The organism is Corallococcus sp. AS-1-12 (assembly GCF_020036995.1).
Taxonomy (GTDB): Bacteria; Myxococcota; Myxococcia; order Myxococcales; family Myxococcaceae; genus Corallococcus.
In genome coordinates, this window is the sequence record NZ_JAIQDD010000024.1 from 132,986 (window position 1) to 147,991 (window position 15,006).

General features: G+C 69.4%; 11 protein-coding genes. 6 read left to right on the forward strand and 5 right to left on the reverse strand.

Annotated elements, in window-relative coordinates:
* Positions 1-549: 549 nt before the first annotated feature.
* The 3 genes from K8556_RS29450 to K8556_RS29460 form a co-directional block, all read right to left on the reverse strand.
* Positions 550-981: a hypothetical protein gene (locus K8556_RS29450; protein WP_223743447.1), complete on the reverse strand. Its 432-nt coding sequence runs from the start codon at positions 979-981 to the stop codon at positions 550-552.
* 687 nt (positions 982-1,668) lie between these two features.
* Positions 1,669-1,878 (reverse strand): hypothetical protein, encoded by a 210-nt coding sequence (locus tag K8556_RS29455; RefSeq protein WP_223743448.1) that lies wholly within the window; start codon positions 1,876-1,878, stop codon positions 1,669-1,671.
* Positions 1,879-2,079: 201 nt separating this feature from the next.
* Positions 2,080-2,349: a GlsB/YeaQ/YmgE family stress response membrane protein gene (locus tag K8556_RS29460; protein WP_120565150.1), complete on the reverse strand. Its 270-nt coding sequence runs from the start codon at positions 2,347-2,349 to the stop codon at positions 2,080-2,082.
* 228 nt (positions 2,350-2,577) lie between these two features.
* On the opposite strand from K8556_RS29460, the gene K8556_RS29465 reads away from it, so the two are divergent.
* The 4 genes from K8556_RS29465 (at position 2,578) to K8556_RS29480 (ending at position 5,478) form a co-directional block, all read left to right on the forward strand.
* The gene (locus tag K8556_RS29465) at positions 2,578-3,450 is read left to right on the forward strand and encodes a JmjC domain-containing protein (RefSeq protein WP_223743449.1); all 873 of its coding nucleotides are present in this window, start codon (positions 2,578-2,580) and stop codon (positions 3,448-3,450) included.
* Positions 3,451-3,638: 188 nt separating this feature from the next.
* Positions 3,639-4,004 (forward strand): group 1 truncated hemoglobin, encoded by a 366-nt coding sequence (locus tag K8556_RS29470; protein ID WP_223743450.1) that lies wholly within the window; start codon positions 3,639-3,641, stop codon positions 4,002-4,004.
* Positions 4,005-4,028: 24 nt separating this feature from the next.
* A complete protein-coding gene (locus tag K8556_RS29475; protein ID WP_223743451.1) occupies positions 4,029-5,024 on the forward strand; it encodes a 2Fe-2S iron-sulfur cluster-binding protein in 996 nt (331 codons plus the stop codon).
* A 1-nt stretch (position 5,025) separates the two neighbouring features.
* Positions 5,026-5,478: an Rrf2 family transcriptional regulator gene (locus K8556_RS29480; RefSeq protein ID WP_223743452.1), complete on the forward strand. Its 453-nt coding sequence runs from the start codon at positions 5,026-5,028 to the stop codon at positions 5,476-5,478.
* A gap of 87 nt (positions 5,479-5,565) precedes the next feature.
* Here the strand turns inward: K8556_RS29480 and K8556_RS29485 are convergent, their stop codons facing one another.
* Complete coding sequence (locus K8556_RS29485) at positions 5,566-6,306, reverse strand: SDR family NAD(P)-dependent oxidoreductase (protein WP_223743453.1); 741 nt, start codon at positions 6,304-6,306, stop codon at positions 5,566-5,568.
* A 41-nt stretch (positions 6,307-6,347) separates the two neighbouring features.
* Between K8556_RS29485 and K8556_RS29490 the strand changes: the two genes are divergently transcribed.
* Positions 6,348-6,785: a helix-turn-helix domain-containing protein gene (locus K8556_RS29490; RefSeq protein ID WP_223743454.1), complete on the forward strand. Its 438-nt coding sequence runs from the start codon at positions 6,348-6,350 to the stop codon at positions 6,783-6,785.
* A 69-nt stretch (positions 6,786-6,854) separates the two neighbouring features.
* Here K8556_RS29490 and K8556_RS29495 read toward each other — a convergent pair whose 3' ends face one another.
* The gene (locus K8556_RS29495) at positions 6,855-11,210 is read right to left on the reverse strand and encodes a carbohydrate binding domain-containing protein (protein WP_223743455.1); all 4,356 of its coding nucleotides are present in this window, start codon (positions 11,208-11,210) and stop codon (positions 6,855-6,857) included.
* Between the two features lie 220 nt (positions 11,211-11,430).
* On the opposite strand from K8556_RS29495, the gene K8556_RS29500 reads away from it, so the two are divergent.
* Positions 11,431-14,460, forward strand: a complete 3,030-nt coding sequence (locus K8556_RS29500; RefSeq protein WP_223743456.1) for an aminotransferase class I/II-fold pyridoxal phosphate-dependent enzyme — start codon at positions 11,431-11,433, stop codon at positions 14,458-14,460.
* The last annotated feature ends 546 nt before the right edge of the window (positions 14,461-15,006 follow it).

A 15,006-nucleotide genomic window follows, 5' to 3' on the forward strand; every position in this document is an offset into this window, starting at 1 on the left:
CCCGCGCGTGCCCCCGTCTCATCCCCCGAGTTCCCCCATGCCCCGCTTGAGATCCGTGCGTGCCCTGAGCGGCACCGTCGTGTTGTGTGTCTTCACCCTGTTCCTGGCCCAGTGCGCCTCGGAGGTCACCGACGAGACCTGTGGCGCGGGCTGTGCCTCGGGAGAGGTCTGTTGGGACGGAGGCTGTGTCGACGAATCCCTTGCCCCGGAGACCCCGGAACGGCCGGTGGAGGCGCAGTGGGGGACGAAGCAAGAGAACGGCGAAGCGTGCGCGTCCGGCCGCGACTGCTACAGCGGCGAGTGCGCGTCCGGCGTCTGCTGTGACTCAGCCTGTGATGGGCAGTGCAACGCGTGCAACCTGCCCGGCAACGAAGGCACCTGCACCGCCGTCCCGCGCGGCACGACGTGCGACGACGGGGACGCGTGCACCCTCGAGGATGTCTGCGACGGTGACGGCGTGAATGCCTGTGCAGGCACGGCCAAGGTGTGCGACGCCCCGCCGGACGCATGCCACCGGTCAGCGGGCACCTGCTCCCAGGGGGCCTGCACCTACGCGCCCGCTCCCGAAGGAACGGCGTGCGTGGACGACGGCAACCCCTGCACCACGGACGTCTGTGATGCATCGGGTTCATGCCTGCATCCGACACTGACGGTGGGCACGGCCTGCGGCGAGGACGGTGTGTGCGATGCCTCCGCGCAGTGCACCTCTGGCTGCTGGATCGACGGAGCGCTGTACCCGGCGGGGGCGGCCAATCCGGAGGGCTCGTGCCAGGTGTGCGACCCGGCCCGGTCCACGTTGGCTTGGAGCTTCCAGTCCCCGGCCACGGTGTGCCGGGGCGCGGCGGATGCGTGTGACGCGGTGGAGTACTGCACGGGCAGCAGCGCGCAGTGCCCGGCGGACGGCGATGTCGCGGCGGGAACCAGCTGCGGCGCGGGCAGCATCTGTAACGCGTCCGGGCAGTGCTCCACGAACTGCTTCATCAACGGCACCCTCTACGCCTCCGGGGCCACGAACCCGGCGGGGGCATGCCAGGTGTGCGACCCGACATTGTCGACGACCCAGTGGAGCTTCAAGCCCGCGTCGACGCTGTGCCGGGCGGCCTCTGGCGTCTGTGACGTCGCAGAGTACTGCACGGGCAGCAGCGCACAGTGCCCTGGCGATGACGTGGTAGCCAACGGCACGACCTGCGGGAGCACGACGTCGGAAGGATGGAGTTCGTGCGATTACGCGGACTCATGTGCGGATGAGGGCATCCGGGAGCGCTCCATCACCGTGCGTGTGTGCTCTTCCGGCACGTGTCAGGCCTTCACGGATATCGAGACTGCGAATTGCTACCGCAATACCAACGGTCTTGCGTGCGGGACGAACAGCACGGGACCGTGGAGCGTCTGCTTCTACAGTGACAGGTGTGGCGAAACCGCACCCAGGGGCCGGATCATCACCTCCGGTGTTTGTTCCAATGGCGGCTGCCAACAGACTTCCTTCGAGGAGGTTGAATGGTGCCATCGGAGCACGGAAGGGGCGTCGTGCGGTGGCGCCTATTACCCTCCCTGGAGTGGCTGCGATGGAACCTTGGGATCAAACCCCTGCAGCACCTCAGGGGAGATGACCCGCACCATCACCGAGAAGCTCTGCCGCTCGGGCAGCTGTTCGGACGTCTCGACGTTTCAGGCGATGGCCTGCCAGCGCAACCCTAGCGGTGCCTCCTGCGACGACGGAAACGCCTGCACGACGGGCGACACCTGCAACAGCGGAGGCGGCTGCTCCGGAAGCCAGATGAGCTGCCCGGGCGGAGGGACGTGCTCTGGAGGTGTATGCAGCACTCCCACGGGATGCCCTGGCGGGCAGACGAAGTGCGGCGGCTTCTGCACCGACATCTACAGCGACGACAACAACTGCGGCGGCTGCGGCATCAAGTGCAGCGCCGCCCACAACGAGGTCTGTTCCGGCGGGTGGTGCACCTGCGTGCAAACGCCGGGCAGCCCCTACCAGTGCCCGTGACGCCATGACATGAGGCACTTCTCGCGCGGGACGCATGCGCCCGCGCGAGAAGTGGCCGAGCCTTTTGCCGGTCCGGATCAGACCCTTCGGACCGTGCTCGAATGGATGAGCCGCAGTAGCAGCAGCAGCACCACCGCTCCGATGAACGCCACGAAGATGGTGCCCGCGAGGCCGCCGAACGGGGCTCCCGTGCCGAGCGCCCGGAGGATGAAGCCGCCCAGGAACGCGCCCACCACGCCCACGACGATGTCGCCAATCAGGCCGTAGCCACCGCCCACCACCGCGGACGCGAGCCATCCAGCAATGAGGCCAATCACCGCCCACAACAGGATTGCTTCCAGCGCCATGTCTCTTCCTCCCATCGAGGTGATGGGCGAAACATGGGCATGATTCCCGGTCGCGCTCGCCCCGCCCCCAAGGGCGACGGCAGGGCGGGCAGGCGGCCTGCGCCACCTCCCACCGGCCAAGGTGTCTTCAGAGGGGGCGGGGCAAAATGCCCCAATTTGAACCTGTGGCCGCGCTCTGCTGGCATGGAGTGAACATCTGTCGCTGAAGGCGGCGAGGAGTCACTTTTCGTGAAGCGCATCTTCGAGTCCGTCGGGTCGCCGCTGCAGTTCGACCGTGAGTCCTTCCGGTGCCGTCACACGCTGCTGGGGCACCCCGCGCTGGAGCTGGAGAACCTGGCGGGCGTGGTGCAGCGGCTGCCTTCCGAGAACGTGTTCTTCAGCTCCGGCCTGCTGCCCAAGGACGCGGACTTCGACCGCGCGCACGTGGACCACCGCACCGGCCTGTCGCTGAAGGACACCGTGGAGAACATGATGACGAGCAGCTCGTACATCATGCTGCGCGCGCCGGAGCAGGACCCCAGCTTCCACGACCTGTACCGCGCGCTGCTGGCGGAGGTGGAGGACCTGATGCGCGCGCAGGGCGTGGGCACGCGCGCGGTGGACCCCATGCTCTACCTCTTCATCGCGTCCCCCGGCAGCGTCACGCCCTTCCACCTGGACCGCTACTCCACGCTGCTGATGCAGTTCCGGGGCACCAAGGCGGTGCACATCTCCAAGGCGTGGGACGAAGAGGTGGTTCCCGCGCCGGACCTGGAGGCCTTCGTCGCGCGCTCCGGCTCCAAGGTGAACTACCGGGAGACCTTCGATGCCACGGCGACGCGCTACACGTTCGGCCCCGGGGACGCGCTGCACATCCCCTTCGTGGCGCCGCACTACGTGAAGAACGGCCCGGAGGACGTCTCCGTGTCGCTGTCCATCATCTTCAACACCCGCGAGACGGCCCGGCACCTGCGCGCGCTGCGCGCCAACCATGCGCTGCGCAAGCGCCTGGGCCCCCTGGGTTACCGGCCCACGCCGGTGAACCGCTTCCTGCCGTTGGACCACGTGAAGAGCGGCGTGGAGCGCGTGGTGCGCCGCGCGCGGGGCCTGCTGCCCGGCTGAGGACGGCGCGCCCACGGCGTCCCGTGGCCCACCAGGACGAACACCTCCCCCACTGTGCGCATGAGGCCAGGACACATGCGCCAGAAGCTGACCCGATGCGCGGCGCGACGCCTTGTTGACGGCCGGGCCCTTAAAGATGCATTCAGGATGCATCTTTTGGGGCGTGGGCCCAGAAAGCGAGCGAAGTCATGTCGAGCGTGTACGAGAAGATTGGCGGGGAACCGGCGATGGCGGCGGCGGTGGAGGTCTTCTACCGGAAGGTGCTGGCCGACGAGCGCATCAACCACTTCTTCGAGGACGTGGACATGGAGCGCCAGGCCGCCAAGCAGAAGGCGTTCCTGACGATGGTGTGCGGCGGGCCGGCGAACTACTCGGGCAAGGACATGCGCGCGGGGCACAAGCACCTGGTGGAGCGCGGGCTGAACGGGTCGCACTTCGACGCGGTTGCGGGGCACCTGAAGGAGACGCTGGAGGAGCTGGGCGTGCCCGCGGAGCTGGTGGGCCAGGTGATGGCCGTCGCCGAAGGGGCGCGCGCGGACGTCTTGAACCGCTGAAGCAGCCCGGGAAGGAGGCACGCCATGGCGAAGGTGCGGCATGAATCCGAGTGGTATCCGCTGGAGCCCGGAGAGACGGTGCTGGACGGCCTCTTGCGCCAGGGCGTGCGCGTGCCGCATGCGTGCCGGGCGGGGGCCTGCCAGTCCTGCCTGATGCGGGCGACCTCGGGCCCCGTGCCCGAGGCAGCGCAGGTGGGGCTCAAGGACACGCTGCGGGCGCGAGGCTACTTCCTCGCGTGCACGTGCCGGCCCCAGGAGGGCGCGGCGCTGGAGGTGGCGGGGGCGTCGGAGCTGCGCGTCCCCGCGCGCGTGGTGGACCTGGAGGCACTCAGCGCGGACGTGTTCGCGGTGCGGCTGGAGGTGGAGACGCCGCTCGACTATCGCGCGGGGCAGTACGTCACGGTGGTGCGCGCGGACGGGCTCGCGCGCAGCTACTCGCTGGCGAGCCTGCCCCGCGAGGGCCGGCTGGAGCTGCACGTGCGGCTCGTGCCCGGGGGCGCCATGAGCGGCTGGTTCGCCCGTGACGTCCGGCAGGGCGAGCCGGTGCACGTGCAGGGGCCGGCCGGGGACTGCTTCTACGTGCCCGGGCAGCCGGAGGCGCCGCTGCTGCTGGCGGGGACGGGCACGGGGCTCGCGCCGCTGTATGGAATCCTGCGGGACGCGCTGGAGGCGGGCCACACGGGCCCCATCCACCTGTTCCACGGGGCGAAGGACCCGGGCGGGCTGTACCTCATGGACGCGCTGAGGGCCCTGGCGGCGAGCCATCCGAACCTCCACTACCGCCCCGTCGTGCTGGCCGGAGGCGGCGGGGACGTGGAGGAGGGGGCCCTGGAGGCGAAGGTCCTCACGTGCCTCCCGAAGCGGCTGGTGGGCTGGCGGGCGTTCCTCTGCGGCAACCCCGAAGCGGTGCTATCCCTGCGCAAGAAGCTCTTTCTCGCGGGGTTCTCGCTGAAGGACATCCACGCGGATGCCTTCCTGCCGAGCGCGCCGCGAGCAGGGCCTGCCGCCGGAGCCGCCTGACTTGCACCTGACCCTTCACGCCGACTACTCGCTGCGCGTCCTCATGTACCTGGCGGCACGTCCCGGGCGGCCGTCGTCCACGCAGGAGATGGCGGACGCCTACGGCATCTCCAAGCACCACCTGGTGCGCGTGGTGCAGACGCTGGCGCAGGAGGGACACGTGGAGGTGAAGCCCGGGCGGGCCGGCGGCGTGCTGCTGGCCAAGGCCCCGGGAGACATCCGGCTGGGCAGGGTGGTGCGCGCGGCCGAGCCGGACTTCCACCTGGTGGAGTGCTTCGACCGGGAGCGCAACACCTGCCCCATCGCGCCGGCCTGCGGCCTCAAGGGCGTGCTGGCGGAGGCGCGCGACGCGTTCCTCGCCACGTTGGACAAGTACTCGCTGGAGGACCTGCTGCGGCGCTCCAAGCCCGGCCTGTCCGACCTGCTGCTGACCCCGGCCGCGCCACAGGGGTAGGCGCGCCCGGGCTCACCTCACGCCTGTTGGAGCAGGGGGCGGTCAGCAGCAGCCCGGGGGCCACCCACGGGCATCCGCCAATCCGTGTCACACCGCCATGACACCCCCATCCACGAAGAGTTCGACGCCCGCGACGAAGCTGCTCTCCTTCGACGCCAGGAACAGCACCGCGTTCGCGACATCCTCCGCCTGACCGAGCCGCCCGAGCGGTGTCATCTGTTTCAGCACGTCCTCCATCCCCGCGTTGCGCTGGAGGTATGTCTGCATCGCGGGCGTCTCGATCACCCCGGGTGAGACCACATTGACGCGGATGCCTCGGCTCTTCAGGTCGGTCGTCCAGGTTCGCGCGAGTGCGCGGATCGCGGCCTTGGTCGCGTTGTAGACCGACAGGGCAGGGAAGCCTTTGCTGCCACTGGCCGAGCCGGCGAGGATGACCGCTCCTCCGTCGGTCATGAGCGGCAGCGCCTTCTGCACGCTGAAGATCATGCCCTTCACGTTCGCGCTGAACACGCGCTCGAAGTGCTCCTCGTCGATCGCATCAAGCGTCCTGGTTTCGGAGATCCCCGCATTGGCGAAGACGACATCGACCCTGCCGTGGTCGCGCTTGATGCGCTCGTAGAGCCGGTCGAGGTCGGAGAGATTTCCCACGTCCCCTTGGACGCCAACGGTGGCACCACCGATTTCGGTGACTGCCTCGTCGAGCCTCTCCTGCCTTCGCCCGGTGACGTAGACCCTTGCCCCCTCCGCGGCGAAGGCCCTGGCGGTCGCGAGCCCGATGCCATCACTTCCGCCGGTGACGACCACGACTTTGTCCTTGAAACGCGCCATCTCGATTCCTCTCCTTCAAGAGTGCGCGTTGAAGGTATCCGTTGAATACCAAGGTTCAAGAGCGTACCTTCAGCATCCCAGGTATGCCGCGCGATACTGAAGACGCACCCATCTACCGAGCCGACTGCCCCACCCGCCCGATCCTCGACCAGATTGGCGACAAGTGGTCGATGATGGTCCTTGCCGTGCTCGTGCCCGGGCCGAGGCGGTTCAACGCCATCAAGCGGCAGCTCGAGGGCATCACCCAGCGCGTGCTGACGCAGACGCTGCGAAAGCTCGAACGCAACGGGATGGTCCGCCGCCGCGTCCTCGGCGGTTCGCCGCCGGGCGTCGAATATGCGCTCACCCCGCTGGGCAGGTCGCTCCAGGAGCCGTTCGCGGTGCTGTACGACTGGACCCTCGCGCACATCGACGCGATCCAGAAACACCAGGAGGCCTACGACCGCGAGGCGGTGGCCGCCGCTCGCGATTCCGACTGAGCCGGGCCCTCCGCGATGCCTCGACGGCGGGCCCGGTCTCCAGGCCCGCCGCGAGTCCGCTTCAACGGCTCAGCGCCACGTGTCGTTCACGGTCGAGCTGCCCGTGGCCGGCGTCGTCAGGGTGCGGTTGGCGCCGCTCTCCCAGGTGACGTTGTTGGCGGCGTCCTTCTTGATGAACTTGTACTCAATCGCCGTGGAGCCCGGCAGCCCGACGGCCGCGCTCCACGTGGGGTAGTTGGCCGCGGACAGCAGGATGGCATTGGCCGGAGCCCAGCTCCCCAGCGCGGCGACGTTGCCCACCACGTACACGTTCTGGCCCATCACGGTGCTCGCCGTGACGTTGAACGTCACCGTGGCCCCGCTGGTGGACGTGGTGACGGAGAGCGCGCTGCTCGCCGCGGACACGTTGCCCGCCGTGTCCCTCGCCCGCACGGTGTAGCTGTACGCCGTGCCCGCCGTCAGCCCCGTGTCCGTGAAGCTGGCCGTCGTGGGCGAGCCCACCAGCGCCCCGTTGCGATACACGTCATAGCCCGCGATGCCGCTCGCGTCGGTGGACGCCGTCCACGTCAGAGACACGGTGGTCGCCGTCTTCGACGGAGCCGTCAGGCCCGTGGGCACCGAGGGCGCCGTGGTGTCCTGGGACGGCGCACCCGCGGAGATGGTCCCCGCGTTGAACGTGGAGGTACCCGCGGGGAAGAAGTAGTTGAGCCCCCCGTTGTTGTCCCACGTCCCGCTGCCGTTGTTGAACACCGCCTCCAACTGCGTGGCGGAGCCCAGGTCCACCGTGTGCTTCGCGTAGCCGGAGACCTCCGCCGTCGCCATGGCCACGCCCGGCGCCGTCGTCCACGTGCCCCCCGCCGGGCGGTAGTGGATGTATGGGGTTGCGTAGCCCTTCTTGTAATAGACGGTCGCCGTGTTGCCCGCGCTGGTGGTGACGGAGAGCGCGGTGCTCGCGGCGGACGTGTTGCCCGCCGCGTCGCGCGCCCTCACCGTGTAGCTGTAGGCCGTGTTGGAGGACAGCCCGCTGTCCGTGTAGCTCGTGGACGTGGGCGAGCCCACCTGGGTGCCATTGCGGAACACCAGGTAGCCCGTCACGCCCACGTTGTCCGTGGACGCGGTCCAGCTCAGGGACACCGTCGTCGCGGACTTGGACGGAGCCGTCAGCCCCGAGGGCACCGACGGCGCCGTGGTGTCGCTCACCGGCGCGCCCGCCGTGATGACGCCCGCGTTGAACGTGGAGGTGCCCGTGGGGAACAGGTAGTTCACGCCATTGTTGTTGTCCCACGTGCCGCTGCCATTGTTGAACACGGCCTCCAACTGCTGCACGGAGCCCAGGTTCACCGTGTACTTCGCGTAGCCCGTCACCTCCGCGTCCGGCATCAGCACGCCGGGGGCCGTGGTCCACGTGCCCCCCGCCGGGCGGTAGTGGAGGTACGGCGTGGCGAAGCCCTTCTTGTAATAGACCGTCGTCGTGTACCCCAGGCCAGTGGTGACGGAGAGCGCCGCGCTGGCCACCGAGGTGTTCCCCGCCGCGTCACGGGCCCTCACGGTGTAGCTGTACGTCGTGCTCGAGGACAGCCCCGTGTCCGTGTACGTCGTCGCCGTGGGCGCGGCCACCTGCGTGCCATTGCGGAACACGAGGTAGTCACTCACGCCATAGTTGTCCGTGGCGGCCGTCCAGCTCAGCACCACCGACGAGCTGGTGACCCCCGACGCGGAGAGCCCCGAGGGCGCCGACGGCGCCGTGGTGTCCGGGGGCAGGGTGGTGACGGAGAGCGCGCTGCTCGCGGCGGACGTGTTGCCCGCCGCGTCCCGCGCCCGCACCGTGTAGCTGTACGCCGTGCCCGCCGTGAGCCCGCTGTCCGTGTAGCTCGTGGACGTGGGCGAGCCCACCTGCGTGCCATTGCGGAACACCTGGTAGCCCGTCACGCCCACGTTGTCCGTGGAGGCCGTCCACGTCAGCGTCACGGAGCGGTCCGTGCGCGTCGCCGCGAGCCCCGTGGGCACGGACGGCGCCGTGGTGTCCACGCGGAGGAACGGGTAGGTGCCCGTCACCGGACCATTGATGTCCTCGATGTACTTGCCGCCCTCCAGCCGGTACTTCCCGGCGCCCACGTAGACGGATTGGATCTCGCTCCGGGTGACGTTGCCGCGCGCGTCGGTGGCCTCGATGTAGTAGTCGAGCACCTGGTCCCGGTAGGTCCCCAGGTAGACGTAGTAGAGGTCGCCAATCTCCTGCGCGGCCACCTTCTGCATCACCGGCAGGTGCGCCGGCTGCCACGCCACGCCGTTCATCACCGGCCGCAGCTCGCGGCGCTGGAGCGGGTAATCCACCCAGGCGCCCACGCGGGACGGGTCGATGCCCGGCACGCCCGCGGCCTTCAGTGCCGCCGGGTCGTAGACGCGGGGCGTGTTGTCCAGCGGGTCGATGCTCTTCGCCGTGTGCACGCGCACGCGCGCCTTGATGCTGGCGATGCCGCTCACGTCGTAGGCGTAGGTGTACAGCGCGAAGTTGTTGTCGAAGTGGTGCAGCGTCCAGCCTTCGGACTTGTCCGTGTTGGCGCTGCCCGGGTTGTACGGCCAGCGCTGCGGCCACCAGACGGAGGGGCCCGTGCGGTCCTGCGCCAGCCGGTCCTGCACGTACGGCTTGGAGAAGTAGAGCGACTGGTTGAAGGACAGCGTGGGCTTCACGTTGTCGTCCACGTTCTCGTCGTAGTAGCCGAAGCCGGAGTCCATGGCCGGCAGGAGGAAGTACCAGGCCAGCTCCGCGGGGTTCGCGCCGCCCGCCCAGTCGTTCGCCGCGTCGCCCTTCACCGGGAAGGACAGCATCCACGGGTTGAGCTGGTTGCCCGCGTGCGTGATTTGCGAATCCAGCGCGGTGGTGGGCTTCCAGTGGTTGGGGTGCGCGTCCAGCCAGACCTGCTCGGCCGTCTTCGCGTAGTTCATCGCGGCCTGGAGCAGCGCGAAGTTGCGCTCCAGGTAGTGCCAGCCGTGCTCCAGCGACACCGTCATCCCCTCCTGCACGCCGCTCAGGTTCGTCTTGGGCGCCAGGTTGAGCCCGGTGGCGGAGTTGAACGCGGGGAACTGCCCCTTCCAGATGCCAAAGGGCAGCCGCCAGTGGTGCCACTGCGGGTCGGACGAGGAGTCGCGCGTGTCCACCCACGAGCCGTCCTGCACGTGCACCACGTCCGTGGAGGCGGGCGTGTTGTTGACCAGGTACTCGTCGATGCCCAGGCACTGCACGCCGCCGGTGCAGGTGACGGCCCGGCCGTTGAGCCACGTGTCCAGCGACCCCGCGCGCCCGCCGGAGTTGTCGCCGTCATGCGCGAGCACGAAGAACTGCTTCTGGGACGTCAGCCCCTCGAAGTTGCGCAGGCCCACCACGTCCACGGTGGCCTGCCCCTCCCAGCCCTCCAGCCAGGAGCCGTTCTGGTTGACGGGGATGCCCACGACGCGCGACTCGGCGCCCGTGGCCGGGTCCACGTAGCGCACCCAGTGCGGCGTGGAGGCGAAGGGGTACTTGTTGCGGATGACCTGCTGCTCGTGCGCCATGGGCTCGCTCACCCAGGCGCCCACGGTGCTGGTGTTCTGGAGGTCCGCGCGGTTGGGCGGCGACACCAGCGTGTCCGAGCCCGGGTCGTTGAGGAACGGGTAGTCCTTCAGCGTGCGGGAGAAGTGGTTGTCACCGATGACGGACCACTTCACGCCCAGCTTCGCCAGCGTGGGGATGAGCCGCTCGCTGAAGCCCAGCTCCGTGGGGAAGAAGCCCTTGGAGGCCGTGAAGCCGCTGCCCAGGAAGTACGACTGGGACAGCGTGGCGCTCTGGTAGATGAGGTCCTTGAGGAAGTAGTCCGGCCCCACCAGCGGCCCCATGGAGTGGTGGCCCGTGAAGTGGATGAGGTCCAACGAGCGGTTGCCCGCGGGCGTGCGCAGGTTGGCGTAGCGGTCCCGCCAGGTGGCGCCCCAGTTGGCGTTGTCGTAGCCGGACACGTTGCGGCGGGTGACCAGGTCGTTGACGTTGTTCACCACCGCGCCGGACATGGTGACGTGAATCTGTCCCGTGGAGGCGTTGGCCTTCATGTCCGCGGCCACGTCCGGCGGCCAGTACTGATACGCGCCCACCTTCGCGTGGTGCGAGTAATACGTCACCAGGTCGTCGTGCGGCATGGGCGCGCCCGACGGCAGGAAGTAGGTGTAGTTGGCCGGAGGGGACTGCTTTATCTGGATGACCTGCCCGTCATACGCGTAGCGGATGGGGCCGCCCACCGGCGTCGCGTTGTATTGGGTCAGGTCGTAGTACGCCCAGAAGTTGGGCATGTGATTGTGATACACGTGCGCGGCGGCGATTTGAGCCGCCGCCGGTGGCGCGTGTAACAGGATGACGGCGAACACCGCGAGCAAGGCCAGTTGCGACTGTCTTTTCATGGGGCGTCCTCACCGGGCGAGAGGGGCCGCCCGGTGGGCGCTGCTTACTGGCGTTTGACTCAAGATTTCCCGTGTAAACTGGGAATGGCAATCTGTAAATCGATACTGCGATGCGTCAGGCCGCCGTGCTCATGCGGTCGTTGACAGGGGACATGCGGGCCCGGACAGTCGGCGCGCCATGGCCACCTATCCCGCGTCAGCCCGTGAAGCCTTTGTCCAGTTGCGTACGCTTTCGGAGGCGCTGGCCCGGCCGCAGGAGCGTGCGCGGGCGCTGGCGGAGCTGCGCGAGCTGGCGGAGCTGTCTCGCGACCAGCCGGAGGGCGCGCCGCTGCGGCTGGCGTCGGTGGTGGTGGCGGTGGGCGCGTCCCAGGAGCGGCTGGAGCTGTTGATTCCGCCGTCCATCTTCGCGCCGGAGGCGTGGGCGTTCACGTTCCTGGAGGGGCTCTTGAAGGTCCCGCTGGACGAGTACGCGGGCAAGCACCTGGTGGAGGTGGGCTCCGGCTCCGGGTGGATCTGCATCGCGCTGGCGAAGTTCACGGGGCTCGCGCGCATCCGGGGGCTGGACCTGAACCCGCAGGCCCCGGCGGTGGGGTTGTGCAACGCGTGGCTCAACGGCGACGAGGCGCTGGTGTCGCGGCTGTCCTTTGGCGAGAGCGACCTGCTGCTCGGGCTGCCCCAGAAGCCGGAGTGGGACTTCATCGTCGGGTGCATCCCGCAGGTGCTGCGGAGCGACGAGCTGCCCGCGGAGCTGGCGCAGGCGGATGAGCAGGCGCTGCTGGACTTGTCCAACTACACCTCGTTGCAGAACGTCTACGAGGACCACTTCGGCCTGGGGCTCATCGCGCGCCTGCTCAACGAGGCGCCGGAGCGGCTGCTGCCCGGGGGACGGCTGCTCTTGAACCTGGCGGGCCGTCCGGGCCGGGCCATCATCGCGCGGATGTTCACGCGGCGGGGCTTCACCACCCGCGTGCGCGTGGCCCGGCGGGTGATGCAGGCGGCGGACACGGACATCCGCCCGCTGGTGTCGCTGGAGCAGCGCACCGGGCGCGAGTTCGAGTTCTTCATGGAGGCCCACAGCCCGGAGCCCCTGCGCGCGGCGACGGCGCTGGGCTGGCTGCAGTCAGGCCACCCCATCTGGCACGAGGTGGCGGTGTGGGAGGCCCAGTTGTCGCAGCCCCGGGAGACGCTGGCCCTGCGCGCCGCGCTGCGCTCGCTGGGCATCGCGGCGCTCCAGGAGGAGCTGGACCTGGGGGCGGCGTCCGCGGAGCAGTTGGGCTTCGTCACGGCGCTCGCGGAGCGGCTGTCCCAGGCGCCCTTCCTGCCCTACGCGCACGAGGCCGGCGACGCGTCCTTCCGCAGGCTGGTGGCGCGCTACCTGGACCGGCACTTCGGCCTGAGGTTGTCGGAGGACTCGCTGTTCGTGGCGCCGGAGCGCGAGCAGGCCGTCTATTCCTTCCTGCTCGCCACCTGTGACCCCGGGGACGCGGTGCTGGTGTCGCGCAGCCTGCACCCGCTCTACGCGCGCGCGCTGGACAAGGCGGGCGTGCGCGCCACGGTGACGCACAACACGCTGGGGGAGATCCGCCGCCTGCTGAGTGCCTTCGACGTGAAGGCCGTGCTGCTGACGGTGGAGCCGGGCGAGCGCACCAACCTGGCGGTGCTGCGCGACATCGTGGCGGAGGCCGCGCGGCGGGGCATCTGGGTGGTGCTGGACGAGAGCGCCTTCTTCAACATCACCGGGGACGTGGAGCCGCGCACGCTCTTCGAGTTCCTGGCGCGGACGCAGCACGCGCCCAACCTGGTCATCCTGTACGGCCTCATCAAGAACGCGGTGTGGCCGGACCTGGAGTTGACGCTGCTGCTGCCCGTGCCGGAGCCGCTGCGCGTGGACCTGGAGGTGGCGGCGGAGGTGACGTACTCGCGCATCAGCGTGCTGGCGGAGTGGTTCTACGAGCGCACCTTCTCGGAGCTGCTCGCCTTCCGCATGGCGTTCGCGGAGCCGGAGCCGCCCTCGCCGCACCGGGCGCCGGAGGTGCCGCTGCCGCGCTCGCGCCGCATCGAGAAGCTGTCGGAGCTGCCCGCGTTCGCGCCGAAGTTCTTCCGCGAGGACGACCCGGAGCTCGTGCGCCTGGACTACGGAGAGAACGAGGGCCCGATGCCGCTGCCGCTGGTGGAGGGGCTCATCGCGGCGGGCGTGGCGCCGCGCGCGGACGGAGCGCAGACGGGGCTGGCGGAGGCCGTGGCGGCCTTCCTGCTGGAGACGCGAGGGGCCCGCTATGTCCCCGAGGACGTCGTGGTGGCGCCCGGCGTCTGGCCGCTCATGCACCACCTGGGCGTGGCGCTGCGCCAGCGGCTGGGCCGGATGCCGCGCGTGTTCCTGGTGACGCCCTGTTACGGCGTGCTGGAGCCCACGTTCCTGGCGGCCGGCTGCGAGGTGGAGTCCGGCCCGCTGGGCACTCTGCTGTCGCGCCGCGCGCGGGGGAGCACGCCGGACGCGGTGGTGCTGTCACAGCCGGCGAACCCCACGGGGCACTACCTGTCGCACGAGGAGTTGATGGCGCTGGCGACGTTCGTGGTGGAGCAGCGCTGCCTCTGGATCTCCGATGAAATCTTCGGCCTGGTGAACCTCACCAACCCCACGGCGGAGACGGTGCACAGCCCGGTGACGCTGGAGGGGGCGGTGCCCGGCATCGGCGCGCGGACGGTGTTGTTGGGAGGGCTGTCCAAGGAGTTCGCGGCCGGGGGCCTGCGAGTGGGGTGGGTGGCGACGAAGGACCGGGCGCTGGTGGCGGCGCTGCGAGACAGCGCCCCGGGAGTGCTGCACACGCCCACCGCCCGCGCGGCGGCGTACCTGTACGCGGCCCATGCGCGAGGACCGGACGGACAACTGCTCTACGCCGCCCGGCACAAGGCGCTGAGGAACTACCTGGCGAGGATGCGGCGCGACCTCGCGGAGAAGCGCGCGTTGTTGGCGGAGGCGCTGCCCGATGACGGCCGGGCGGAGGCCACGGAGGCGGGGGGCTTGTTCCTCGCGCCGCCGATGACGGCGTGGCTGGGGCGCTCGGTGGATGGGGTGAAGCTCACGCCGGAGAACCTGCCGCGCGTCGTCTACGAGCACACGCACGTCGTGCTCAACGGTGGCGCGTGGTGCGGAGACCCGGAGCGGGTGCGCGCGGTGTTCTCCATTCCCCGCGAGAAGCTGTTGAAGGCCCGCGATCGCTTGAGGGCCTTCGGCCAGCGGCTGCGCTGACGGAAGCAGCGCGGCCACAAATGACGACCCAGGCGGCCAGGGAGGCGTAAGGTCAGAACCTGTCCGACAGTCGGACATGATTCCCCAGGCGAAGCGGCCGGTCCCTCGCCACGGTCCCCAAACCTGTCCGACAGTCCGACAGGTTCCCGCCGCCCAGGCAAACTGAGCGCCTTCGGGCCACGCCGTTCCGAACTTGTCCGACAGTCGGCTGGTTCCTGCGGCTCAGACCGAAACGGGCAGGTCGCGGCCGCACCGTTCCAAACTTGTCCGACAGCCGGACTGGCCGTTGCGGCTCGGACCCAAACGGACGCGTCCTGGCCACACCGTTCGAACTTGTCCGACAGTCGGCCCGGTTTCGGCTGCCCGGAAGCGGACGCCTTCGGCTCCCTCTGTTCTGAACTTGTCCGACAGCCGGACCGGCTTGGGCCGCCCGGTCGAAAGCGGCAGCTCGTGGTCGCATCGTTCTGAACTTGTCCGACAGGAGGTCTGCGCGGAATAAGCAGTCCTACGAGCCGCATAGAGGTGGGGTGACATCGCAAGAAGAAG

Bases quoted from the DNA above. Each gene is read 5' to 3' on its own strand.
- K8556_RS29455 (WP_223743448.1), bottom strand. From the start codon at position 1,878: ATGTCGGTGCAGAAGCCGCCGCACTTCGTCTGCCCGCCAGGGCATCCC.
- K8556_RS29450 (WP_223743447.1), bottom strand. From the start codon at position 981: ATGAAGCAGTTCGTGGAGCACTGCCCGGACGCGTTACAGATGCTGCCC.
- K8556_RS29495 (WP_223743455.1), bottom strand. From the start codon at position 11,210: ATGAAAAGACAGTCGCAACTGGCCTTGCTCGCGGTGTTCGCCGTCATC.
- K8556_RS29485 (WP_223743453.1), bottom strand. From the start codon at position 6,306: ATGGCGCGTTTCAAGGACAAAGTCGTGGTCGTCACCGGCGGAAGTGAT.
- K8556_RS29460 (WP_120565150.1), bottom strand. From the start codon at position 2,349: ATGGCGCTGGAAGCAATCCTGTTGTGGGCGGTGATTGGCCTCATTGCT.
- K8556_RS29470 (WP_223743450.1), top strand. From the start codon at position 3,639: ATGTCGAGCGTGTACGAGAAGATTGGCGGGGAACCGGCGATGGCGGCG.
- K8556_RS29475 (WP_223743451.1), top strand. From the start codon at position 4,029: ATGGCGAAGGTGCGGCATGAATCCGAGTGGTATCCGCTGGAGCCCGGA.